Genomic DNA, 23,669 nt, shown 5'->3' with positions numbered 1-23,669 from the left:
TCGTTTTTACATTTGAGTTTTCAGCGTTGATGCTGTCTCAGATGGTTTCGAACTCTTGGCTTTGCCGAGTAAGCTATAGAGAACCGGCAGCACAAGTAGCGTTAGAATGGTAGAGGATAATATACCTCCGATTACAACGGTTGCGAGAGGACGCTGAACTTCACTGCCAATGCCAACGTTAAGTGCCATGGGAACAAATCCCAGACTTGCGACCAGCGCAGTCATTAAAACAGGCCGTAATCTGGCCAGAGCTCCTTCGACAATAGCTTCACCTAATTCTTTGCCCTCTTCTACGAGAGAACGAATGAAGCTGATCATGACAACACCGTTCAGAACAGCTACTCCGGACAGTGCAATAAAGCCTACGGCAGCTGAGATTGAGAAAGGTAGGCCTCTAAGCCAAAGCGCAGCCACACCGCCCGTAAGGGCTAGAGGGATACCTGTGGAGATAACCAGAACATCCCTTCCGGAACCAAACAAGGTGAAGAGCAGTCCCAAAATAAGAAGCAGTGCTGCAGGAACAACGAGCTGCAACCGTTCTGCGGCTGAGATTAGCTGTTCAAACGTGCCGCCATAGGTCACCCAGTATCCTGTTGGAATTTCAGCATTTTGGGCAACTTTTTCCCTGACTTCGTTTACAAATGATCCAAGATCACGACCTCTCACATTCGAAGAAATAACGATCCTGCGTTTACCATTTTCGCGACTGATCTGGTTAGGGCCGATAGCAGTTTCAATTGATGCCACTTCCGAGAGAGGAACCGTTGATAGAAAATTCTCCTCACTGTTACGGGTTTCTTCGGGGAGAGGGATAGGCAGCCGGCCAATCATCTCAATATTTTGTCGTAAGCTTTCAGGTAAGCGAACTACAATATCAAACCTGCGGTCTCCTTCGAATATTTGCCCGGCAATGCTGCCACCGATAGCTGTGGAAACCACCTCCTGCACATCAGCAACAGATATGCCGTACCGCATCAGAGCCGCCCGGTTGGGTATTATAGAGAGTGTTGGTAAGCCAGTAATTTGTTCGATCTGGATATCTGCTGCGCCAGGTATTGCGTCCATGATTTTTTCAACCCTGTTAGCAGCTTCGAGAAGAACTTCTGGGTTATCACCAAATATCTTCACTGCTAAATCTGCGCGCACACCAGATAGGAGTTCGTTAAATCTCATTTCAATTGGTTGGGTAAATTCATATTTATTACCCGGGAAATCGATAACTGCTGCTTTAAATTCCTCCACTAAATTCGCCTTGGGTTTGGAAGGGTCTGGCCACTGTTGGCGTTCCTTGAGAAAAATAAACGTATCGGCAACGTTGGGCGGCATTGGATCCGTAGCTATATCAGCTGTGCCGATTTTACTGACGATTTTTTCGACCTCAGGGAAACCACCAAGCCGCTTTTCCAGCCCTAACTGCATATTAATTGCCTGGCTGAGACTGGTGCCGGGAATACGCAGTGCATGCATGGCAACATCGCCTTCATCAAGATTTGGAATAAATTCTGATCCCATCTTGGAAGCCAGATATCCAGTTCCGACCAATAAGGCTAAAGCGGCTGCAACTACGAGCAGCTTTGCTTTTAGCAGTATAGCTAAGACAGGCTTGTACAGCGCCTTGATGCCTCGAACCGCAATACTTTCCTTTTCCTGCACCTTTCCCGTTACGAAGGTGGCAACGGCGGCGGGTACGAAGCTAATGGAAAGTATAAGGGCACTTAGGATTGCAATAACCACGGTGAAAGCCATCGGGTGGAACATTTTCCCTTCCACACCTGTAAGGGCAAAGATGGGGATATATACAACAGCGATGATTAACACGCCAAACAGGCTGGGCTTTATCACTTCACTCGTGGCATGACGGGCAACGCGAAAGCGTTCTTCCTTGGTCAACAAGCGACCATATTCATGTTGTGTAAGAGCAAATCGTCTCAAGCAGTTTTCCACAATAATTACGGCTCCATCCACAATAAGGCCGAAATCAAGTGCGCCTAAACTCATCAGGTTCCCTGTTACTTTGTTTTCAACCATACCTGTGATGGTCATCAACATAGATAGAGGGATAACCATCGCTGTGATGATTGCAGCCCGAACATTTCCGAGCATTACCAGCAAAACAACAATCACCAGCACAGCCCCTTCAATGAGGTTTTTAGAGACTGTTTCAATGGTTTTATCAACGAGCGAGGTGCGGCTGTAAGCCGTGTTTAGGATAACACCATCTGGCAGCGTTTTGTTAATTTCAGCGAGTTTCTGATCAACAGCTTCCGATACAATTCGGCTGTTTTCTCCGATCAGCATAAAGACAGTTCCGAGAACAACTTCACGGCCGCTTTGTGTTGCTGCACCATTTCGAAGTTCTTCACCCTGCAGCACATCTGCAACATCCCTTAGCCTGATAGGTACACCGCTTCGCTGTGTGACAACTGCATCCTGAAGTTCAGCGATAACGTCTGTCTGGCCGGGAACACGAACAAGATATTGCTCTCCCGAACGTTCAATGTAGCCAGCACCAACATTGGTGTTATTGCGCTCGAGGGTTTCAATAACATCTTCAATGCCGAGATTATAAGCAGCCAGTTTTTCGGGCCACGGCGTGACATGAAATTGCTTTTTAAAGCCGCCGATAGTGTTAACTTCTGTCACCCCGGGAACGTTAATCAACTGGGGTTTCACCACCCAGTCATGAATTGTCCGTAGATCTGTTGCTGTCCAAGGGACACCTTCTTCATTTAAGGCGCCCGGTATTGCATCCAGAGTATACATGTAAATCTCACCGAGGCCTGTTGCAATTGGCCCTGGTTCTGGCTCAATACCTTCCGGCAAAGTGCTTTGTACGGACTGAAGACGCTCAGTTATAAGCTGCCGCGCAAAATATACGTCTGTATCATCTTCGAAAACGGCGGTTACCTGAGATAAGCCGTAGCGGGAAATCGAACGCGTATAACTCAGTTTGGGCAGCCCGGCTAAAGCTGTCTCAATTGGAAAGGTTATACGCTGCTCGGTTTCGATAGGAGAATAACCGGGTGCTGACGTGTTGATCTGCACCTGTACGTTTGTGATATCCGGCACTGCATCAATAAGTAACCGATTGAAATTATAAGCACCCAAGGCGCCTACTGCGAATACGACTGCAAGAACCATCCAGCGGCGCGCAATCGCGATATGAATTATCTTATCTAACATAATAAATCCCTGAGACTGCCTTAGTGATCATGTGATGCGCCGGATTTTTCGATATCCGCTTTGATGATAAAACTATTGCCGATTGCGTAAGCCTGACCTGGCTTTATTCCGCCTAGTACCTCTGTCCATTCAGCATTTTGACGGCCGATTTCCAGCATGCGTACTTCATAGGTTTCACCCACTTTGGCAAACACGACGGTAAAGTCCCTGAAACGTTGGAGTGCTTCTGTTTTCACTGCAAGCGGAACTATTTCATTCGCGACAGTAACGGTACCCTTAATTTTCATTCCGGGAAGCCAGGTGCGATCAGGATTAGAAAACGGGGCGTGGATAGTTAGGGTTTGAGAATCAACATCAACGGCGGGCAGATATTCATCCAGTGTGATGTCTTTGAGAAGAGGCCCGCCAATCATTTCCATCCGCACTGGTTGGCCAGGTCGCACTATCGGTAAATCGCCAGGGTAAATATGAAAATCGGCCCAGAGATTGGTAAGATCACCAATAATGAAAAGTGGGCTATCCGTTACCACATCTCCTGTTCTTGTATGACTACGAACAATGATCCCATCCATTGGAGAGCGGATGTCATAAGGGCGAAGGCTTTGGCTATTTTCAATACGAGCCAGCAAGTCACCTTTTTTAACGGTTTCACCCTCGCTTTTATAAACATCCAGAACTGTGCCCGGATAGCGTGGTTTGAGCGTTGATTGAGCAGACGGCGCGAACTCTACAGCACCAAATACTTCAATCGTCTGTGCGATAGTTTGTGGGCCGGCATGGTCGATTTCAATACTAACTTCATTTGCCACTTTATCACTTATATCAGTGCGCCCTTCATATGAAGGGTAAGACCAGCCGTAAGTTTTCCCTTTATATCGGGCTTTAACGGTAACATCGAATGAATGAGGCTCTGTAACAATGTCAGGGCTCGTTAAGTATCCGTTCTCCGCTGTGAATGAAAAGACGTTCTTTTCACCGTCAAGCCTGCCTAATTCAATTGTCACCTCGATATCCTGAGCGGAGATAGCGATATCATTTTCGTAGGCAAACAGGCGAAACTGGGGCGGTGTGCCAGCTTCGAAAATTGTTAGCTCAAGAGCGAAGTTCCCGTCTGTAAGAAGCTTCCCGCCATTTGGGCCTTTAACATCTTGCTGGGCTTCAACACCTGCTTCCATACCATCAGTAGAATGCTGGGTGTTTTCAGCCTCGTTCCCGCATGCCGCGACAAGGAAGAGGAAGGGAATGAGTGTGGATTTGTTAAGTAGGTTATTTATAGTCATTTTATTTTCCCTCGTCTTTAGCAAGAGCGGAAGCAGGCACTTCAAAAGTGCTGTACCGTGCAGTTAGACGGTCAATTTCGATTTGTGCTGTATGGAAGGCAGAAAGCTGCTGGATAATCTGTGTTTCAAAATCAAATACCAGTGCTTGAGACGCAAAGATATCAAGGTAGGAAACAAGCCCCAGTGATAATTGTTCAAGGGCTGTGGATTTAGCCTCCTGTGCCTGTTTCAAACCCTTTTTCAGCCTTTGGATTTGAACGAATGAAGTTTCAAGAGAGCGCTGCTCATTAAAGAGAGCGTTCTCAATTTTGCGTTCAACCTCAATAAGCTGGTATCTGTTTTGGCTGATTTCAGCTTTTGCACGCTTAATATTACCTTTGTTGGTGTCATAGAGCGCAAACGGAATAGAAACATTGGCTACTGCCGCAACATCACCAGTGGTTTGTAGATAGCGAACGCCGAAACTTACAGTAGGATCCTGCTTTGCTTGCGCTTTTTCCAGGTCCAGAGCACCCTTCTTGGCTTGCTCCCGGTATACCCAAATCTGGATGTCCGGGCTTGTTTGAAGTATTTCCAGCTTTGCCGGTAATAAAGCATCTGGCAGTTGATGGAGCTGTTTGGCATCTATCTCAAAGTCGGTATCGCTACTTTGCCATAAACGTGCGAGTGCAAATTTAAGATTGGACAATTTTTGTTCAGCAGCGTTCTTTTGGGTCTGGATTTGAAGGAGGCGCAGCTCTGCATTTTGAAGAGCAAGCTGAGAATCTCGGCCTTGTTCAACGCGGTCTGATATTGCTGATTTAAGTTCTTGAAAGAGGTTGATTTGCTCTTGAATGGCCTTTAGCTGTGCCAGAGCTAATAAAACATCCAGATAGGCTGTTTCAGTAGCTTTAATGATATCCAGCTTGTTGATATCAAACTCAAGTTTAACAGCGTTTTGCTCCATTCTGGCGAGCGATGTTCTTAGCTGCCTCTTGCCCCCTCGTTCAAATTTCTGGGCATAGCTGAAGGTAATTTCACTTTGATTCAATCCTGTAAAAGGGCCTGTACCTGTGAAATCTTCTGTCGCTAAGCTAAGTGTTGGATTTGGCCGTACGTTTGCTTGCTCAATTGAGGCACCAAATGCTTCTATACGCGCCTGACTGGCAGCCAGCACCGGGGAAACAGCCAATGTGCGTTTAATGGCTTCCTCACGGTTTATGGTATCACTCGCATATGTGCTTTGCGCACACATGAGGGCGACAATGGTGGTTGAAGCCACCATGAATTTCAGTTTCATAGAAAAATCTTCTCTTAATAATATACGAGAGATGACCAGCGCGAAGGCGCTCGCCACGTTTTCAGTTGATTATTAAGAGTTAGCTCAATGGAGGCGGAACGGGTGGGCCGCTTGAGAAGGGTGCGATACTTTCGCTGAGGTGTAGTTCAAAGCGACGAGCGGGAATTTGCCTGAAAGGCAGTGTAATTTCAGACGCTTCCAAATACACACTCATTGCAGCATGAAAAATTGCATGGGCCTGATCGTTCGAATGTGCATCTTCATCATGATCATTCTCATAATCATGATGATGAACAGACGATGTTGAATGCGCAACAGTATGCTCAAGAGAAAGGTCTTTGTGATCAGGATCAAAGGCTGCAACATCCATTAGCCGCATGAAGAACAATGCTCCAAGCGCCATAACGGTGACCATAATTTTCATATGCTGTTGCAAAGTAACTTTCTCACTTGTTGATACGGCATACCATATTGTAAACCGCTGCCAACAACAAGGTTTGAAAAACTATGATTGTTGTAAGGCTTGAATTTATAGCGATTGGGTGTCTCACGTAACAGAGAAAGACCGAGTGGTTGGCGTTTATTTCGTGTAGTTAAATAACAAAAAGGCCCAAACGCTCGGAAACGCTGGGCCTTTTATCGAAACTTATGTGTCGCATTGTCGAACTTTATGCGTCATTTGTCGAAACTTATGTGTCATCCGACAAAATTGTGGGGTGACGCAATAGGATCGATAAGATTTCGCAGAATTCCTGATGTTTTATCAGCCTTTGACACATAAGTTTCGACAGCGCGACGCATAAAGTTCGATAATCTATCAATTTTGACACATAAAACGCGATAATCCTCGAAACGAGTTATTTTTAAAAAACATCTTCTGGTTCTGGTAGTTCTTTTGATGCAACCCGTTTCAACCCGTCTATAGCTACCTCAATCAATTTGCTGTCGTGATCTTCACTGTAGGCTGCGTAAGTTGGGTATGTAAAAATTGGAGTGTCCTCTAGAAGCTTTAATTCACCAGATTGTAAAAACGGTTCTGCTATGCGCAAAGGAAAGTATCCAGTCGCTTTGTTTTCGAGTAGAAAGGAAATCCCAAGCGTACCAACATTTAGGTTCATGACAGGTGTAGATAGCTCGGGAAAATTCATTGCATGGTCTGCTTGAAACTCCGGCCCCCAATCAAAATAGATGTAGCGGTTTTCCTCTATAGTAGCAGTTGAAAGTTCACTGGTAACAAGTACCAAATGTTCTTCAAAAATCTGTCGAATAACATACCCAGGCCTAGCTTCCGGACGATACAAAACTACAAGATCTAATACACCATCAACAAGCTGCTGCATTAATGCAGGTGATGATGCAACCATTTGGGCACGAATGGCTATTTCTGGCGCGTGTTGCCTCATCCATGGCAGCCATTTTAGCAGGAAACCGTCCCATAAGCTTGGTTGTCCCCCTATTGTAAGCATACTCTTTTGCTCATCTCGTAGCGCAAGAGAGATTTTAGCTTGATCCCACATGCGCACAATTGAAATGGCATGGCGGGCAAATTCTTTTCCGGCCTGTGTTGGGGTTGCTCCTGTTTTGTTTCGTTCGAATAATTCTTGTCCCAGCATAACTTCAAGAGTTTTGATGCGACCGCTTATCGTGGATTGAGCAGCATTTATTTTTTCTGCTGCACGCAGAAAAGAGCCTGTCTCAAGAACTGCCAGAAACGTACGTGCTTGAACGATATCCATTACTCTCTCCATTATCGGAAAACCCGATATAATCTATCACAAAACTTCGCTTTTCAAATAGTAAAAGGAGGCGCAGAACTATTGTTTGAGTACCCTTTAAAAGGAAAAGAACAGTGCCTCATTCTTCTGACTATGATGATGAGATCGGTCTAGATTTCGATGATAGCCCAAGCCGATTTTTTGAGGTTCGGTGGCCAGTGAGTGAGGTTGTTTTAAGTACAGCGCTTAATAGTGGTCGCTCGTTGGAAACGATTGCGGACACCTACGGTGTATCCGTATCTGAGGTTATCGACCTTTGCGAAATATATGATCTGGATATTGGGTAGTATGCTGGATCATGTCGATGAAATCACCCCTTTGAGATTACATCCTCAACAAAAGATGTCGATGTTACCCTATCTCAAGAAAGGGTTTTTATCAGTTGAGGAATGTCAGTTAGTTGTTCGAGCCGCAAGTGAAAACAATATGCAGCAGGGGCAGTTATCTGGCAGCGTAACAGTACCAACAATCCGGTCGGCCGAAGTTTGTTGGATAGACGAATGCAGTTTGTCTTGGTTGTCGGTTAAATTGGCAAGAGCTGCCGCGGATATTAATCGAGACTATTTTTCATTTGATTTAACAGGCTTTGATGAGGGATTTCAATTTCTTCGATACCATGCGAGGTCCGCCGATCAGATAGGTGATTTTTATGATTGGCATATTGATATTGGATCCAGCGGACACTCTATTACCCGCAAACTGAGTATGGTTATTCAACTGAGCTCTCCCGATGATTATTCGGGTGGTACCCTCGAGATAAATATTAATGGCAACCCTCATTCAGCTCCGCTTGATCAAGGTACTTTAATCGCTTTTCCCAGTTTTTCACTACACCGGGTATGTCCGGTGAAATCAGGTATTCGACAGTCTTTGGCTGTGTGGATGCATGGTCCAGTTTTTCGGTAGAGGTAACAATGAAAATATGCTTTCTGATGTATCCATGGGATAAGGTGGATCCGGTGTCAGATTCTACTCTCCGGCTTATCCATGAGGCACATCTGCGTGGACATACGGTGGCGATAACAACACCAACCAAGCTAACCATTCGGGACACGGTTGCCTATGCTTTTTGTCAGGTTCTTTCTAGGAAGATAGTAGCAAAAACACCTCATTCGCTTCATAAAAATGCGTCGTTCCAAACCAAAATGCTGCCTTTGGCTGGGTTTGATGTCATTTTCTTGCGAGCAAATCCTCCCGTTGATCCCGTTGCACTGAATTTTTTGGATTCGGTTAAAGACAGTGTCTTCATAATGAATGATGTAGATGGTGTGCGTATTGCTAATAATAAGGTTTATACCGCCGCACTGAATGACCCAGATAAACGCTTTGTTCCTACGACCCATGTGTCAAAAAATAGAGAGTATCTGGAACGCGTATTAGCTGATGCTCCCAGCGACAGAATGATCCTCAAGCCTCTCGACGGTTATGGTGGTAGTGGCGTGATTGTTATTGAACGTTCAGCAAGCGCAAATATTCGATCATTGCTGGATTTCTATCTTGGGGAAAAAGAAGATCGCTATGTGATTATGCAGGATTTTGTGGAAGGGGCTGAAGAAGGCGATATTCGAATTTTGATGCTTAATGGTGAACCTATTGGTGCCATGAAACGGGTACCTGCAGATGGAGAATTAAGAGCAAATATTAGCCGTGGGGGCCGAGAAGTAAAACATGCTCTAAGCAAGGCTGAAAAAGCTCTATGCAAACATATTGGACCTAAGTTGGTAAGAGATGGTCTCTATTTTGTTGGCCTTGATGTTATCGGCGGAAAGCTGATTGAGGTAAATGTTCTGAGCCCAGGCGGCATCACGCGTATCAACCGTTTAAACAGAGTGAAACTGCAAAGGCAAATCATTGATTTTGCGGAAACGGTTGTGCGGGCTAAGGAAATGCAGGCCGCTCGTAAAACTGCATATAGACAGGCGATTGAAGATGCAGTTGCCGAGGGTTGACGAATTGGCGGCGGCTCTCCGCAAAAATAGCGTAATTGAGGGTTATTACGAGAGTGGAGCGTTTAATCTGCAGTTTTATGATGACCAGCCCTTTCTTTGTTTGGCAGTGCATCATGGCAACAATATGCGAGAAGAGGTTTCATCTCATTGTGCTCTAAGCCCGGATGAGCGACTTTTCGAGGAAGATCCATATACAGGCGATCTAATTGCAGGCTTGCAAAATCGGCTCACTGTGCATGACAGTCGTTATGAGTATGATCTGAACAGAACGCCGGAACATGCTATCTATGAAGAGGCATGGGGCGAAAAGGTTTGGCATAAGCCGTTGTCTGATCAGATAAAGGCTAAAAGCCTAGCAAAGCATGAAGAATTCTATCAGGTGCTACATATACTCGTTGACCATCTCGTGCAAAAGTACGGAGGGTGTGTAGTTTATGATATACATTCCTATAATGGTAGCCGGAAAGGTGGCCCTCAGGCACCGACCTTCAATATAGGAACTCATTCCATAGATATGAGGCGGTATCGCAGAAATATAGACTTTCTGGAACGTAGTTTATGTGAAATCGATATCCCAAGCGAGAACGTTCGTATCGGCCGTGATGAAGTTTTCGAGGGGCGAGGATATGTAGCGGCATACTTGCGCAAACACTTTAAAAATGTGTTGTGTATCCCGTTAGAGATCAAAAAGGTTTTTTGTAAAGAGGAACAGGGCATTCCATTCCCTGTTGTTATAGATAGCTTAAAGGTTCAATTGGCTCAGGTTATTTCACGCCACGCAGCTTTTTTTGCACGTACACGCCTGAAACGTTCACAGGCTCGCGGACACCATATGTTGGGTGGAGGGCATGATGCGCTGGTGAGGAAGATTGATACGGCACTTTATAAGCTGGCACGTAAAGTAGAGACTTTATTATATGTGAACCCCATCAATCTGGCACAGGAACAGAAGCGGTTTATCGCTCGTAAAGGAAGCTACGAACCTGATTTTCATTATCGGCAACTGGCAATCGACCCATATCTATTCAGGGAGGCTCTGTATCGATTGCCAGTTGAAAATATAGCAGATCCAATGCTTCAACAGCTGTATAAAGACGCTATAGACGGATTGGCGACCAAGATTGATTTGCTTACTGTTATCGGGACGAGAGAGTTTTTATATAATTCCTTGAGATATTACGGTGAGCCCCATCTGAATGACTTAAAAAATGCACAGTTTTTATTGCACGCACCGCCAGTTGTAGATGCGGGGGGGGGCTTTGAAACCGATTTATTGGATACATCGGAAATAGTTCGTCAAATCCAAGCTGCCGTAGATCATTATAATATTGATGCTCCTGTCAAAGTATCAGGTTCTATTATCGCGGGCGCAATGGTGGATAATAGTAACTTCCGGGTGCTGGTGAAAAAAGGCGGTCGTTTATCAAGCACAAAGGTGAAAGCTTTGGTTCATCATGAAGTGGGGGTACATCTCTTATCTACGTCCAACGCACGGGAGCAGCCTCTCAAAGTGTTACGCCTTGGGTTCCCTGGTACTACCATGACACAGGAAGGAATGGCTGTTTATGCAGAACATTTGGGAGGTGCGCTTACGCTGGACCGGCTAAAAACACTTGGACATCGTGTTATGGCGGTTAAAAGTTTGCTCGACAATCACAGCTTTTCTCAAACCTATAGCATGCTTGTTGAAGAGTATCATGCGGTACCTTCCAGTGCGTTTATTACAACTGCACGTGTTTACAGAGGTGGTGGGTTTACCAAGGATTTCCTTTATTTACGCGGTTTGGCGCAGGCACGAAATTATCATCTTTCCGGCGGCGATTGGCTTCCTTTTTTTGCAGGGAAAATCCCCTTTTCTAAAGAGAGCGAGGTATCACTACTAATTGAACGTGGTATAGTTAGAAAGCCTACAAGTATTGCTAATTGTTTTGTCAGCCCACAAGAAGTGAATCCTGTACTGGATTACTTGGTGAGTGGCCTGGTGTTTAACAATGGACGTAGTGCTGCTGCCTGAGCAAATCCATTATATCGGAAAGCCCGATATTTGATGTTCAATTTATCCGCTTTATTTACTGGTCGGTTTGACCGAAAGTCCCTTATAGGTGTCGTAAAGGTGTCAAAATAGATGGCAACAATGCAAGCAAACAAAGATATTGATAAGCGCTTAAATAAAGAGCACATCAAGAATAAGCTTGAACGCTATGACTGGGATGAATTTCCGGTAAGGATAAAGTCTAAAAAACAGGCAAGGCGTCACAGGAAGAAATAAGGATAAAATAACAGTCTTATAAGGGCGAGCCGTCCCCTTTAGACGTACATGGGAATAGAGGGTGCAATTGCGAGCAAGCATTGCGATTTTCATTGTCTATCCAAACATGATTAAGAGGTTTTGTCTTGATGAAAAAAAAGCGGCACTCGAAGGTGCCGCATAAGTTGGTGTTGAGGGTTTTACGAGGATTTAATCATCACCAACGTCTACAACCAAGTGACCATCAACAATCAAGAAGACTATTTGTTCACCTTCTTCGACATATTCAAATTCATCCGTGCCCTTCAAAGATAAGTAACATTCTTTAGCGCACAGATTTTTTAATGAGTCACGAGCATGGATTGTTTTTTCCGTGGTCTTACCGTTTTCATCTTCGATAACCAGCACGTGATCCATTTCATCACGATTGATTACAGTGGTTCCGTTTTGAGCAAATGCGGCAGTAGCAATCAGCCCTAGGCTAATTAGAAAAATGTATTTGATTGCATTCATGCTGGTTCTCCTTAAGCAAGTGAGAACTAAATGCATTTGAATTATATATTTTTCAAACGAATTTAATGCATGGTTATTATTGATATATTAAATAGATATCTAAGTATAAAATTTATACGAGCTTTTCATTTGAAAATGAAAGATTTAGGGATTTTGCAACTGACTTTAAACCTGTCAGTAAGCGGTTCATAAGATCATGATCAAGGATATCAGGATATACCAAATATGCCGGGTATTCGAATGATGGCACTTCTTTCACAATTATTAAGTTACCAGATTCGATATATGGCTCTGCAATACGGCGAGGAAAAAAGCCGGTAGAAGGTCTTTCTAGCAAGTAATCTATTGCCATGGTTCCGAGATCAGCAGTCAAACGAGGAGCTTTCTGTTCAGGGAAATTCAGTGCATGATCTTCTTTGAAAGCTGGCCCCCAGTACGTCAGCATGTAATTGTCATCAAAAGGTTCATCATGGTTCTTTATGGAGCTGACTAAAATAATTTCTTCTGTGAAGATTGGTTTGGCGATAAAACCTGGTCGGAATTGAGGGCGATACATTACTGCGATATCCAACGCACCATCTACTAACTGTTGCACAAGTTGCAACGGGTCTGCCATATGCGCGCGTAGGGCTAGATTTGGATTGTTTTCACTCATCCACGCTAGCCAAGGAATGAGATAACCCTGCCATAGGCTAACTTGACCTCCTATTCGTAAACTAGCTATTTGTTCTTCTGCAACTCCAATGTCTAGTTTAGCCTGGTCCCATAGTCGAGCCATAGCCGTCGCGGTACGCATAAATTTTTGTCCGGCAGGCGTAAGTATTGCTCCACGTTTTCCGCGTTCAAATAGTTCTACGCGGAGTTCATCTTCTAAAGTACGCATGCGTACGCTGACGGTAGATTGTGTTACATTTACCACGTTGGCCGCGCCGATAAAGCTACCAGTCTGAGCGATTGCCAGAAAAGTACGTATTTGGGTAATATCCATGTCACGCACCTATTGAAAATTTCGATACATCTGCACTGATATATTTATTTTACAAAAAAATACATTATTATAGAAGCGCCTTAATTGGCAATTTTATGTGAGCTAAATTTTAAAAAAAGGCCCAGACGCTCTGAAGCGCTGGGCCATTTGTCGAAACTTATGTGTCAACCGACAAATCTGTTGGGTGACACAATAGTCGCGATAGGATTCCGCAGAATTCCTGATGTTTTATCAGCCTTTGACACATAAGTTTCGACAGTGCGACTCATATCTTTCGATAATCCATCAGTTTTGACACATAAAACGCGATAATCCTATGAAGCTGAAGTCGACGGGCACGTAAGCGTATCGTTACTGCTGATAAATTCACCTGCATGAACTGAGATGCTCAAAGGCCCTGTAGAGCGAATAGAAAATGCGGTTTCGATATTATCCGTTTTCAGCTTGCCCAAATCAAAACATGAAATGGGGAAGTGCCATGTTTGCCATGTGTTGCTTTCAATATTTTTAATCATCGGGCTAATATCAATCTCTGAGCTGCAACCTTCGCCGCATCCGACGGAGAGATATACAGAGCCTATTGGTTGTTGGTTGATACGAGCTAAAAGATTGATCGCGAGTGTCTCAGGATTACCCAGCATGTTTAAATTTACAGCTCTATCCACACGCACGCTGAAGCTTCCTTCACCTTTACCATTCCATGTGATTGTTCTGGCATCTTCCTGAGCCGCATAGTCTGTACCCTTCACGTTTACTGAACCACTGATAGAGCTAGCGAGCTGCGACGTGACAGGAGTGTTGGGATTTGAATTGTCTCCTAAAAACAAGGCGAAAGGCGCAACGGCGTCTCCTCTTGTAATGAGTTTGCCGTCAAAATTATCGCCTAATTCCACTACACCGGAGTCTTCCTGAAGGTGTGCTGTTCGCGTGGAGGATTCGTAAGTGAGTCCAAATCCGTATGGGAAAAGTGTATCGGGATGGTCTGCATCATTTAAAGGTTCGCCACTCCCTACATTTGGCCATGTGAAAGAAAGGGTGCCTGTAAAATTATATCGAGGCACCGCTTTTTCGTTGCCAATCAGTACATCGGCTATACCGCCAGCTTCGGTACCGGGCAGCCAGGCAACAACAAATGCATCTGAGGCGTTAATATGGCTGTTTACCCATAGCGGGCGGCCGGTTAGAAACACTGAAACTGTTGGTATGCCATTAGCTTTTAGTGTTTTCAGGAGCTTCAGGTTTTCACCATCTTTAAATTCGAACACTAAATCGCTTCGGTCACCACGGTATTCTGCATAAGGTTGTTCTCCGAATATGACGATGGCTGCATCTGGTTTTTCTGTATAGCTGCCATCGTTGGATAAAAAAGCGTTGCCGCCGAATTTCTTGGCAGCCGATTGAATACCTTCAAAAATGGTTTCTCCTGTTTCGAAGGCATCGTTGTTATTTGAATCGCCCTGCCAGGAAAGCGTCCAGCCACCTGTTTGCTGCTGCATTGAATGAGCACCGCTGCCAGTCACCAGAATGTTTGCATTCCCGGCGATTGGTAGCATGGCGTTATTGTTTTTCAGCAGCACAAGGGACTCTCGAACTGCTTGCCGCGCTGTGGCTCTGTGCTCTTTGTGGCCAAGTAGGGCTGGATTGGTTGCAGTGCGCTCGCTAGGTGGTACGCTATCAAGCAGACCAGCTCTGATTTTAACCTCAAGAATGCGGTTCACTGCTTCATCAAGCCGTTTCATATCCATTGCGCCAGACTTTGCGTGAGCGAGTAGCGATTTATAAAGTCCCTTCCAACTATCTGGTGCCATAAACATATCGAGCCCTGCATGAAGGGCTTGCAGACAATCTGTTGGGCTACAGCCAGGCACCTCACCATGACCATTCCAGTCACCAACTACAAAACCTTCAAACCCCATTTCAGATCGGAGAAGGTCCGTTAAAAAGCCTTTTGAGCCATGCATTTTCTCGCCATTTATACTGGAAAAAGAAGCCATCACCGTCTGCGCTTGTGAGCTAATAGCGGGGCCATAACCAGCTGCATGAATATTAAAAATCTCCTTGAGGTCTCCTTGTGCGTCTCCGCGATCAATGCCTTGGTGAGTGCCGCCATCGGCGAAAAAATGTTTCGCGGTCGCAATTACATGCTCATCTTTGAGGAAGTTTTGCTCTTGATACTGGCCTTGTAGACCCTCCACCATTGCCTCCGCGTATATTGATACCAACGCAGGGTTTTCAGAGTAACTTTCATATGCGCGGCCCCAACGATCATCTCTAGCGACTGCGAGGGTTGGTGCAAATGTCCAGTCAATGCCGGTAGCGCGAATTTCTTTTGCTGTTATTTCACCAATCTCACGAATAAGAGCTGGATTTTTTGTGGCTCCAAGTCCTGAGTTATGGGGGAAAATAGTCGCATTTTGCAGATTGTTATGGCCGTGGACAGCATCGGTACCCCAAAGTAAAGGAATGCCAACGCCTCCATCGCTTTTATCTGTAGAAGCGTGCCAGAATTCATCGGCAAGGGCTATCCAGTTTCTTGCTGGTGCGGTCACCTTTCCGCCGGGCGCGGAGTTACCACCGTTTAATACTGAACCAAGATTATATTCTTTGGCCTCTTCCGGGGTGACGGCGGAAATATCGGCTTGAATGATCTGCCCTATTTTTTCTTCCAGCGTCATCTTTTTGAGGATGTTTTCCGCTCTGTCTGAGATATTCTGAGTGTTCAGAGGAATGCTTGCTGTGCTCTTTTGAAAGGCTGTTGGATAGATTATCAAAAGTAAGGCTGTTAGCAGGGCGAAGCTCAGTATTTTATTATAGGCTTTGATATTCCGCATGATTGTCTCCCTGGTCAGTCTTAATGCTAATAAGGACAAAATTTGTCTACATATTGTCCTTTTTCAAGACAAAGTCAATCTTTATCGTTTAAGAAATATGGTCTATGGTCGCGCTTGAGGGAAACCTCCTGCACACTATCGGAGGCGAGTATGGTGACAATAACGGATGTGGCGGGACAGGCTGGAGTTTCAGTAAAAACTGTGTCTCGTGTCATGAATAATTATGAACACATCAGTGTAAAGACCAGACAAAAGGTTGAAGCAGCGATGCGGGAACTTGGGTATGCGCCCAAGTCTATGGCGCGTGCTTTGAATATGTCTTCGTCTGCTGGTATCGGCATTTTGTATGGCGACCCAAGTAGTGGGTATCAGGCACGTTTAAACCATGCGCTTTTAAAGCAATGTGTGGGTGCCGAACGGTTTCTTTCCGTGGAATATTTTGATGAAAAGAATCCAGATTGGATTGGGCAGGCAGAAGCCTTTCTTGATCGGACTAAGGTGGATGATCTCATACTTGTACCGCCGATGTGCGATTCGTCTGAACTTCATGATTTATTCCGCAGCAGGCAGGTTAATTTTGTCCTGTTATCCCCTTCCAGTTCGATTGCAGGGGCAAGTGCTATCACAATTGATGATCGGCTTGCATCACGGCAACTTACTGAAAATCTTATAGGATTTGGACATCAAAGGATTGCTCATATAAGTGGGCGGCCTGATCACGTGGCTACACTTCTTCGCCGTCAGGGCTTTGAAGAGGCAATGTTGAGAGCGGGGTTAGTTGTGCCTCAGACATATATTGAGGAAGGGCGTTTCAGGTTTGCCAACGCAGCGATTGCCGCGAATAAATTATTGTCTCTACCAGAAAGGCCTACAGCCATATTTGCAGCTAATGATGAAATGGCTGCCGCGACTATTATGGTGGCGAACCAAAAAGGGTTGAGGGTTCCTGAAGATTTATCGGTTGTGGGCTTTGACGATTCGCTTTTCGCTCAAACTACTTGGCCAGCGTTGACAACAGTTGCTCAACCTTTTGAGGCAATGGCGAAAGCGGCACTTGATTTGCTGCGCTCTCCCATAGGGAATGTGGAAACAAAGTCTCAAACGCTTATTCTGGAACATCAGATCATTGATCGTGATTCTGTTGCTCATGCACCAGTAGACTGATTCCGTTACAAGTTTTCTTTGAACCAGTTGGCTTGCTTTTTCGTAGGAAAAGCAGCCTTTTTTTTATCTTTATAAGTTTCCTTGGACAAAAATATTGTCCTTTATGGACTTTTTGTTGACAAAAATAAGACAATTTGTATTTTGGTCTGTGGAGGACAGGGTCATTGGTGTCTGTTATTGTTCCAGGGAAGGGAAAACAATGGATAAACGGGAAGCAAAAATTCGTCAGTATCTATTGCTGGGCGCATCAGCGTTCGCATTGGCGACAGCTAACCCAGCTGCATTAGCACAAACAACCAACGATGATGATAAAGCCAAAGCCGAAGATGAGGAATTGGAAGAAATCGTTGTTACGGGCTTCAAGGCCTCTCTAAGAAGCGCGCAATCGCTTAAAGAAAACGCGGATACTTTCATTGATGCGATTACCGCTGAAGATATCGGTGCTCTTGCGGACCGTTCTGTCGCAGAAGCGTTGCAGCGTGTCCCTGGTATTAATATCGGTAGGTTCCAGAAAACGTCTGATCCAGACCGTTTTTCCGTAGAGGGCGCGGATGTGGTTATCCGCGGTTTGCCGTTTGTGCGGTCAGAGTTTAATGGACGTGATGTGTTTTCAGCCACAGGTGGCCGGGTTTTAAGTTTTAATGATATCTCCCCTGAACTACTCGGTGCCGTAAAGGTGTTCAAGGCAACATCAGCAGATATGATTGAAGGCGCAATCTCCGGGGTGGTAGACCTTGGAACACGCAAACCACTTGATGGTGAAGGCTTTAGAATAGCTGGTGCGATTGAGGGCAACTATGGTGACCTGGCAGAAGAATGGTCGCCTGGTTTCTCTGTGGTAGCAGCAAATACATGGGAAACTTCATCTGGTAGGTTTGGCCTCCAGCTTGGTTATTCTCAGTCTGAATTGATTACACGATCAGATGCATCGCAGGTTACGGATCCATGTTACCGCGCAGCAACCTTGGACGGTCCATGTATTCGTGCTCGTTCGGTTAGTTCAGCAGGTGTTGGAGACGATACCGAATTTAATGCTGCTAATTTCCCACCCGCTGACTCGGTTGTTGTTCCAAAAGGGGCGGGCGTTAGAACAACGGGTTATGACCGTGATAGAAATGCTTTCTCTGCTGTAGCTCAGTGGGAAAATAGTGAAAAGAACTTACTTGTAACAGCGGAATATCTGCGCGCCGAAGCTGATTTATTCGTGGATGAGCATGCTATTTTAGCACTTGTGAATGATGATGCACTTTTCCCGGTTCAGCCAGAAGGCAGTCCGTGGAATTTTGATCAGAATGGTGTTTTCCAATCTGGCGTTCTATCGCAAACGGCGTGGCATGGTTTTAATAACTGTGTTCCTGGAACATTTGATGTGCCAACAGGTGAGTTTCCTGTATTCAGCGGTCCTGGGCAGCCGTGTGATATTCAGGATGGTATTCCGACAGAGTTCCTTAGGTTCCAGCGGGATGATCACGCTGTAACTGAAGATATTTCTCTGGATATTCAGTGGTCACCAACTGATCGCCTGCATATTAATCTTGAAGCACAACATGTAGATTCAACTCGTACGGAAGATGGTGTTATTTCAGCTACTGTTGGGCGTTCAGATATCTTCCTTGATCTCGGAAGTGGTGCAACACCAAATATCGAATTCCGTGCACCGCTTGGCGCAAATAGCGAAGGGCATTTCAGTAACCCTGACCGTTTCTACAGCTGGTTCTTGATTGACAGTTTTATCGATAATGAAGGTGACCTTACAACTTTCCGAGGCGATATAGATTATGACCTGAATGAAGAATCGTTCTTTAAACGGGTTAAATTTGGAGCGCGCTGGTCTGATCGTAACCGTGTCACTCGCGATAATAATTTTGGTAATTGGGGTAATCTGTCGAATGCATGGACATGGACAGATACACCTAAAAACCCTGTTTATGCGAGCAACCCTGCGTCTCAAGGCGTTACCAACATTAGAACACCGTTTGCTGAATTCCAGCGTGGATCATCCCAGGTTCCGGTTCCGGGAGGAGCAGGTATTTTCTGGGGCGGTGATAATCTGATTGAAGATTATTTCTCTGGTACACTGCAAAATCAGGCAAATGGTATTATTGATGCCTTCGGTGCTCGTATTGCTGAAACATGGGGGCCTGTTGGGGACCGTGCAGGTCTTGTCGGCGATTCCGTGTATCTTCCAGGTGAAATCTCTGACGTAACTGAGAAAACACAGGCTTTCTACGCACGCGTTGATTTTGGTACAAATAATGTTCCAGGTGACGGTATCGCTATCGAAGGTAATATTGGCCTGCGGTATGTGAAAACTACTATTGAATCGGCTGGTGAAATCCAGTTCCCACTGGCAGAATTTGCACCAGATGCTGATACAAGTTGTTCGCTTCCCCCCGGCGACCCGAATGCCGTGTTGCCACCATTCTGTTTCTTGTCGCCGGGTCGGCAGGCAGAGTTTATCGAAGGTTTCACAGGCGAATTACTTGATGACAGCAGCGATATTGAATTTGAACATTGGCTGCCAAGCCTGAATGTTAAGTTCGGAATCACTGAAGATCTGCTGGTTCGGGCAGCCGTATCAAAGGGTATCTCCCGCCCTGATCTGGCTGATTTCCGAACTGGCGGTGTGATTGGTAGTAATCTAGGTACGCTGCAGCAGGACGGAACCCTGGAGACAGGGCCTCTGTTTGCACTGCGAACCGGAAATAGATTGTTAAGACCCGTGACGGCTTGGAATTATGATCTTTCTGTCGAATGGTATTTCAATCGGGTTGGTTCCTTAACTGCGTCTTTCTTCCTGAAAGATATAAGTGGGCTTATCACGGATAATTCTACGATCAGAGAATTTGTCAGTGATACAGGGGCAACTGCACAAGTACGGATTGATGGTCCGACAAATTTAGAAAGTGCAACGGTTAAGGGTATTGAACTGGGGTACCAGCAGACATTTGATTTCTTGCCAGGGCCTCTCAAGTATCTGGGTTTCCAGGGAACTTATACATATGTTGATGCGGGTAATCTTGGTGCTCCAGAAAATGATGTGAGGCGGTCCGCGTTTGCTGATAGCCTTGGTTTCCCGGGTATTTCCAAGCATACCTATAACCTCACAGGCTTTTATGAAGACGCTAAATTATCTGTAAGATTGGCTTATAATTGGCGATCAGATTTCTTGCTGACCCCGCGGGACGATATCTTCCCATTCTCTCCAATTTTTGGCGAGTCAACCGGACAGCTGGATGGGTCAATTTTCTATAATGTTACGGAAAACATTAAAGTCGGAATTCAGGCTGTAAACCTTCTGGATGAAGTTACACGCACCAGCCAATTGATAGACTTTAATGGCACGAGACTACCTAGAACTGCTTTCAGGAATGATCGACGATTTACATTCCTGGTACGGTTCAATTTTTAGGGGCGACTGGAGAACTTTGATCTGTTGATCAGAGTTCTCCATTTTTTTGTGTCGTACTCGTTAAGGGTGCATCAACTTGATGATCCGAGGTTAAACCTGTAGCGTAAACAAGTATGGAGGGAACATATGGCAATTAAGACAATTGTTATCGTTGGGGGCGGCACTGCTGGTTGGATGTCCGCTGCCGCCTTCTCAAAGTTTGCGCAGACAAAAGAAGCTCGGGTTATTCTTGTTGAATCAGAAGCTATTGGCACCGTTGGGGTGGGTGAGGCAACGATCCCGCCTTTTGTGCAATTCAATCAGATGCTTGGTATCAATGAAGCCGAAATGCTTTCTTTTGTGGGCGGTACCTTCAAACTTGGTATTCAATTTGTAAACTGGGGTAAGCAGGAAGACAGCTACTTTCACCCCTTTGGTGACTATGGGTACCAGATAGATGGTGTTGGTTTTCACCATATCTGGATGAAATACCGGAAAAGCGGTGACCCACGACCTTTGTTTCTTTTCAATGCAGAAACAATTGCAGCCCAATATCGAAAGTTTGGACGGACGGAAGACAGTGGCCGGGATGATTTGCCGCCTATCAACTATGCCTACCATTTAGATGCGGTGAAATATGCTGAATTCCTTCGGTATTTTTCTGAAAAACGTGGTGTCGAACGTATTGAAGGTATGGTTGATACTGTATCTCTCAATAATGAAACTGGTGATGTGGACAGCCTTCTTTTAAAAGATGGTCAAACCATAGAAGGTGACTTTTTCATTGATTGTACAGGCTTCAGAGGACTGCTGATAGAGCAGGCCCTGAAAACCGGATACGAAGACTGGACCCACTGGTTGCCCTGTGATCGTGCATGGGCGGTACCATGTGAACAGGAAGAGGACCCACTTCCTTACACACGTGCGACCGCACACAGCGCTGGCTGGCAGTGGCGTGTTCCTCTTCAACACAGGCTTGGGAATGGTCATGTTTTCTGCTCAAGCTTTATGGATGAGCAGGAAGCACAAGATATTCTGATGAATAATCTGGACGGTAAACCGCTAGCTGACCCTAAGCAGCTACGCTTTGTAACGGGGCACCGTAAGAAATTCTGGAATAAAAATGTGGTAGCTATTGGGTTGGCGTCTGGTTTCATGGAACCCCTTGAATCAACCTCTATTCATTTGATCAGCACAGGTGTTGCTAAACTTCTGGCAACTTTCTCTTTGCGGGGTGTTTCTGATGTACAGCGTAATACCTACAACAGGTTAACCCATAAAGAATATTGCCGTATCCGCGATTTTCTGGTGCTGCACTATCACGCGACCACGCGCGACGACAGTGAGTTTTGGAACCATTGCCGTACAATGAGTATTCCTGACACGCTTCAGGAAAAAATTGACCTGTCCAAATGGAACGGGCAGATTTTCCGGGAGGAGGATGAATTATTCACATCCACCAGTTGGTCAGCAGTAATGCTTGGTCAGGGTATTGCTCCAGATGGGTATAATCCGCTTGCCGATGTTCTTGATCAGGAGAGCCTGAAGAAAGAGGTATCCGAGATTGAGAAATCTATTAAATACCTTGTGTACCATATGCCGTCTCATGGTGATTACTTACGGAAGTATTGCCCGGTTTCAACCACTTGAGAAATGTGGTGAGGCTTCACAAGGGATGGAGTAGGCGTGTTAGACAAACCCGATATGCAGCATGCTGAAGGCCTAAAGACATCTGTTCGTTATGGATATGCCGCAGGTGATTTCGGGCTGAATTTTTACTGGCAGGGCGCAGCTTTTTTCCTTCTCTATTTTTATACGGATATCCTTCAGTTACCTAGCAGTCTGGCAGGCATAATCTATGCGATTGGTGGTGTGGTGGACGGTGTTTCAGACCCTGTTATTGGTTTGATTGCCGAACGTACCAAAAGTTCGAAAGGGCGATACCGGCCTTATCTACTGTGGGGAGCACTCCCTCTGGCGCTCAGTTTTATCTTGCTCTTTGGCTTACCACTGCTTTTTGAAGATATAGGTTTTATTATTGCAGCAGCTGTTGTTGGCCATATTTTGTTCCGTCTCCTATATACGGTTGTTTCCATACCCTATAGCGCCCTTGGTGCTCGCCTGACTTTTGATGCGGGTGACAGAACCCGGTTGGCAGGTACTCGTATGGTCTTTGGAGCGCTAGGGGGAATTGCCGTTGTATCTATGCTCTCTTTCTTGCGTGAGTTCATGGCTGACAGTACTGCTCTTGTCGTAGGGGCGTTGATAAGTGGCATGATAGCTTCCGGCTTATTGATCATAACGGTGGCTTTAACCAGAGAACAATCCATCGCTTCTCACGGAAGTATGAGCGGAGATAAGCCTGTAGAGACTACGGAGGCAATGGATGTACTTCGTTCCATGTTTGCTAATACGCCGTTCCTTCTTCTATCTCATGCTATTTTTGCTATTACAGTTGCGAATATGGTGGTTGTTAAAACTGTTCTCTACCGTTTCGAACACATTCTCGCGGACCCGAGTTTAGGAACGCTGGCTTTAATTGTTATGACGTCGGTACCGCTTATTTCAATTCCGCTCTGGGTGAAACTGAATTTGAAGCTGGATAAGAGGCTTGCTTTCCTTCTTGGGTGTATCAGCGTGAGCGTGACCAGCATAATACTTGGTTTTGTTGGTGAGCATAATGCCTATCTTAGTATGCTGGTTCTTGGGTTGATTGCAGCTAGCTTCAGCGCGTTTGCTGTTGGATTTTGGTCTATTCTGCCGGATACAATTGATTATGGGCATGCTAAAACTGGTGTACGGGCCGAGGCTTCTCTCGTTGGTTTGGCGTCTGCCATTCAGAAAATAGCGATAGCTTTGGCAGGCCTTGGAATTGGGTTTGCCTTAGATGTAATAGGCTATTCAGGTGGGGCAAATCATACCGCAGAGGTGCTTGAGAGGTTGCACTGGTTTTCAGCGCTTACACCGGCAATATTCGCCCTGATTGGCTTTCTCATATTCTTCAAATACGCCATCACGCAAGATGTGCATTCTCTATGTGTAGAACAGATAAAAAACAAGGCTTAGGC

At 45.4% G+C, this 23,669-nt stretch carries 17 protein-coding genes; 9 read left to right on the top strand and 8 right to left on the bottom strand.

Features of this window, described 5'->3' with window-relative positions; all coding sequences use genetic code 11:
* Nucleotides 1-6: 6 nt before the first annotated feature.
* The 5 genes from KFE96_RS00195 to KFE96_RS00175 form a co-directional block, all read right to left on the bottom strand.
* Nucleotides 7-3,183, bottom strand: a complete 3,177-nt coding sequence (locus KFE96_RS00195; RefSeq protein WP_255834001.1) for an efflux RND transporter permease subunit — start codon at nucleotides 3,181-3,183, stop codon at nucleotides 7-9.
* A gap of 20 nt (nucleotides 3,184-3,203) precedes the next feature.
* The gene (locus tag KFE96_RS00190) at nucleotides 3,204-4,463 is read right to left on the bottom strand and encodes an efflux RND transporter periplasmic adaptor subunit (RefSeq protein ID WP_255834000.1); all 1,260 of its coding nucleotides are present in this window, start codon (nucleotides 4,461-4,463) and stop codon (nucleotides 3,204-3,206) included.
* A gap of 1 nt (nucleotide 4,464) precedes the next feature.
* Nucleotides 4,465-5,742, bottom strand: coding sequence for a TolC family protein (locus KFE96_RS00185; protein ID WP_255833999.1), 1,278 nt, complete (start codon nucleotides 5,740-5,742; stop codon nucleotides 4,465-4,467).
* Nucleotides 5,743-5,821: 79 nt separating this feature from the next.
* On the bottom strand, nucleotides 5,822-6,166 hold the full coding sequence (locus KFE96_RS00180; protein WP_255833998.1) for a hypothetical protein: 345 nt from the start codon (nucleotides 6,164-6,166) through the stop codon (nucleotides 5,822-5,824).
* Nucleotides 6,167-6,605: 439 nt separating this feature from the next.
* Nucleotides 6,606-7,478, bottom strand: a complete 873-nt coding sequence (locus KFE96_RS00175) for a LysR family transcriptional regulator (protein WP_255833996.1) — start codon at nucleotides 7,476-7,478, stop codon at nucleotides 6,606-6,608.
* Nucleotides 7,479-7,591: 113 nt separating this feature from the next.
* Between KFE96_RS00175 and KFE96_RS00170 the strand changes: the two genes are divergently transcribed.
* The 5 genes from KFE96_RS00170 (at nucleotide 7,592) to KFE96_RS00150 (ending at nucleotide 11,735) form a co-directional block, all read left to right on the top strand.
* Nucleotides 7,592-7,804, top strand: coding sequence for a hypothetical protein (locus tag KFE96_RS00170; RefSeq protein WP_255833995.1), 213 nt, complete (start codon nucleotides 7,592-7,594; stop codon nucleotides 7,802-7,804).
* 1 nt (nucleotide 7,805) lies between these two features.
* On the top strand, nucleotides 7,806-8,423 hold the full coding sequence (locus KFE96_RS00165) for a 2OG-Fe(II) oxygenase (protein WP_255833994.1): 618 nt from the start codon (nucleotides 7,806-7,808) through the stop codon (nucleotides 8,421-8,423).
* Between the two features lie 8 nt (nucleotides 8,424-8,431).
* On the top strand, nucleotides 8,432-9,466 hold the full coding sequence (gene gshB / locus KFE96_RS00160) for a glutathione synthase (protein WP_255833993.1): 1,035 nt from the start codon (nucleotides 8,432-8,434) through the stop codon (nucleotides 9,464-9,466).
* On the top strand, nucleotides 9,447-11,480 hold the full coding sequence (locus KFE96_RS00155) for a flavohemoglobin expression-modulating QEGLA motif protein (RefSeq protein WP_255833992.1): 2,034 nt from the start codon (nucleotides 9,447-9,449) through the stop codon (nucleotides 11,478-11,480). Before gshB ends, KFE96_RS00155 begins: the two co-directional genes overlap by 20 nt.
* A 111-nt stretch (nucleotides 11,481-11,591) precedes the next feature.
* The gene (locus KFE96_RS00150; RefSeq protein WP_255833991.1) at nucleotides 11,592-11,735 is read left to right on the top strand and encodes a hypothetical protein; all 144 of its coding nucleotides are present in this window, start codon (nucleotides 11,592-11,594) and stop codon (nucleotides 11,733-11,735) included.
* Nucleotides 11,736-11,924: 189 nt separating this feature from the next.
* Here the strand turns inward: KFE96_RS00150 and KFE96_RS00145 are convergent, their stop codons facing one another.
* The 3 genes from KFE96_RS00145 to KFE96_RS00135 all read right to left on the bottom strand — a co-directional run bounded on the left by KFE96_RS00145 (nucleotide 11,925) and on the right by KFE96_RS00135 (nucleotide 16,046).
* Entirely contained in the window at nucleotides 11,925-12,227 is a 303-nt protein-coding gene (locus KFE96_RS00145) for a hypothetical protein (RefSeq protein ID WP_255833990.1), read from the bottom strand.
* Nucleotides 12,228-12,339: 112 nt separating this feature from the next.
* Nucleotides 12,340-13,215 carry a LysR family transcriptional regulator gene (locus KFE96_RS00140; RefSeq protein WP_255833989.1) on the bottom strand — a complete coding sequence of 292 codons (876 nt, stop codon included), beginning with the start codon at nucleotides 13,213-13,215 and terminating at the stop codon, nucleotides 12,340-12,342.
* 314 nt (nucleotides 13,216-13,529) lie between these two features.
* Nucleotides 13,530-16,046 (bottom strand): glycoside hydrolase family 3 protein, encoded by a 2,517-nt coding sequence (locus KFE96_RS00135; protein ID WP_255833987.1) that lies wholly within the window; start codon nucleotides 16,044-16,046, stop codon nucleotides 13,530-13,532.
* 150 nt (nucleotides 16,047-16,196) lie between these two features.
* Between KFE96_RS00135 and KFE96_RS00130 the strand changes: the two genes are divergently transcribed.
* The 4 genes from KFE96_RS00130 (at nucleotide 16,197) to KFE96_RS00115 (ending at nucleotide 23,667) form a co-directional block, all read left to right on the top strand.
* Nucleotides 16,197-17,210: a LacI family DNA-binding transcriptional regulator gene (locus KFE96_RS00130; protein WP_255833986.1), complete on the top strand. Its 1,014-nt coding sequence runs from the start codon at nucleotides 16,197-16,199 to the stop codon at nucleotides 17,208-17,210.
* A 199-nt stretch (nucleotides 17,211-17,409) separates the two neighbouring features.
* Complete coding sequence (locus tag KFE96_RS00125) at nucleotides 17,410-20,622, top strand: TonB-dependent receptor (protein ID WP_255833985.1); 3,213 nt, start codon at nucleotides 17,410-17,412, stop codon at nucleotides 20,620-20,622.
* A gap of 126 nt (nucleotides 20,623-20,748) precedes the next feature.
* Entirely contained in the window at nucleotides 20,749-22,251 is a 1,503-nt protein-coding gene (locus KFE96_RS00120) for a tryptophan halogenase family protein (RefSeq protein ID WP_255833984.1), read from the top strand.
* Between the two features lie 36 nt (nucleotides 22,252-22,287).
* Nucleotides 22,288-23,667 (top strand): MFS transporter, encoded by a 1,380-nt coding sequence (locus KFE96_RS00115; protein WP_255833982.1) that lies wholly within the window; start codon nucleotides 22,288-22,290, stop codon nucleotides 23,665-23,667.
* Nucleotides 23,668-23,669 lie beyond the last annotated feature (2 nt).

This window comes from Kordiimonas sp. SCSIO 12603 (assembly GCF_024398035.1).
Classification (GTDB): Bacteria; Pseudomonadota; Alphaproteobacteria; order Sphingomonadales; family Kordiimonadaceae; genus Kordiimonas.
The sequence above is the reverse complement of the archived record's forward strand: the minus strand, read 5'-3'. Positions and strand labels throughout refer to the sequence as shown.

Excerpts from the sequence above, each read along its gene's own strand:
- KFE96_RS00195 (WP_255834001.1), bottom strand. The coding sequence starts at position 3,183 with ATGTTAGATAAGATAATTCATATCGCGATTGCGCGCCGCTGGATGGTT.
- KFE96_RS00190 (WP_255834000.1), bottom strand. The coding sequence starts at position 4,463 with ATGACTATAAATAACCTACTTAACAAATCCACACTCATTCCCTTCCTC.
- KFE96_RS00185 (WP_255833999.1), bottom strand. The coding sequence starts at position 5,742 with ATGAAACTGAAATTCATGGTGGCTTCAACCACCATTGTCGCCCTCATG.
- KFE96_RS00180 (WP_255833998.1), bottom strand. The coding sequence starts at position 6,166 with ATGAAAATTATGGTCACCGTTATGGCGCTTGGAGCATTGTTCTTCATG.
- KFE96_RS00175 (WP_255833996.1), bottom strand. The coding sequence starts at position 7,478 with ATGGATATCGTTCAAGCACGTACGTTTCTGGCAGTTCTTGAGACAGGC.
- KFE96_RS00165 (WP_255833994.1), top strand. The coding sequence starts at position 7,806 with ATGCTGGATCATGTCGATGAAATCACCCCTTTGAGATTACATCCTCAA.
- gshB (WP_255833993.1), top strand. The coding sequence starts at position 8,432 with ATGAAAATATGCTTTCTGATGTATCCATGGGATAAGGTGGATCCGGTG.
- KFE96_RS00155 (WP_255833992.1), top strand. The coding sequence starts at position 9,447 with ATGCAGTTGCCGAGGGTTGACGAATTGGCGGCGGCTCTCCGCAAAAAT.
- KFE96_RS00150 (WP_255833991.1), top strand. The coding sequence starts at position 11,592 with ATGGCAACAATGCAAGCAAACAAAGATATTGATAAGCGCTTAAATAAA.
- KFE96_RS00145 (WP_255833990.1), bottom strand. The coding sequence starts at position 12,227 with ATGAATGCAATCAAATACATTTTTCTAATTAGCCTAGGGCTGATTGCT.
- KFE96_RS00140 (WP_255833989.1), bottom strand. The coding sequence starts at position 13,215 with ATGGATATTACCCAAATACGTACTTTTCTGGCAATCGCTCAGACTGGT.
- KFE96_RS00135 (WP_255833987.1), bottom strand. The coding sequence starts at position 16,046 with ATGCGGAATATCAAAGCCTATAATAAAATACTGAGCTTCGCCCTGCTA.
- KFE96_RS00130 (WP_255833986.1), top strand. The coding sequence starts at position 16,197 with ATGGTGACAATAACGGATGTGGCGGGACAGGCTGGAGTTTCAGTAAAA.
- KFE96_RS00125 (WP_255833985.1), top strand. The coding sequence starts at position 17,410 with ATGGATAAACGGGAAGCAAAAATTCGTCAGTATCTATTGCTGGGCGCA.
- KFE96_RS00120 (WP_255833984.1), top strand. The coding sequence starts at position 20,749 with ATGGCAATTAAGACAATTGTTATCGTTGGGGGCGGCACTGCTGGTTGG.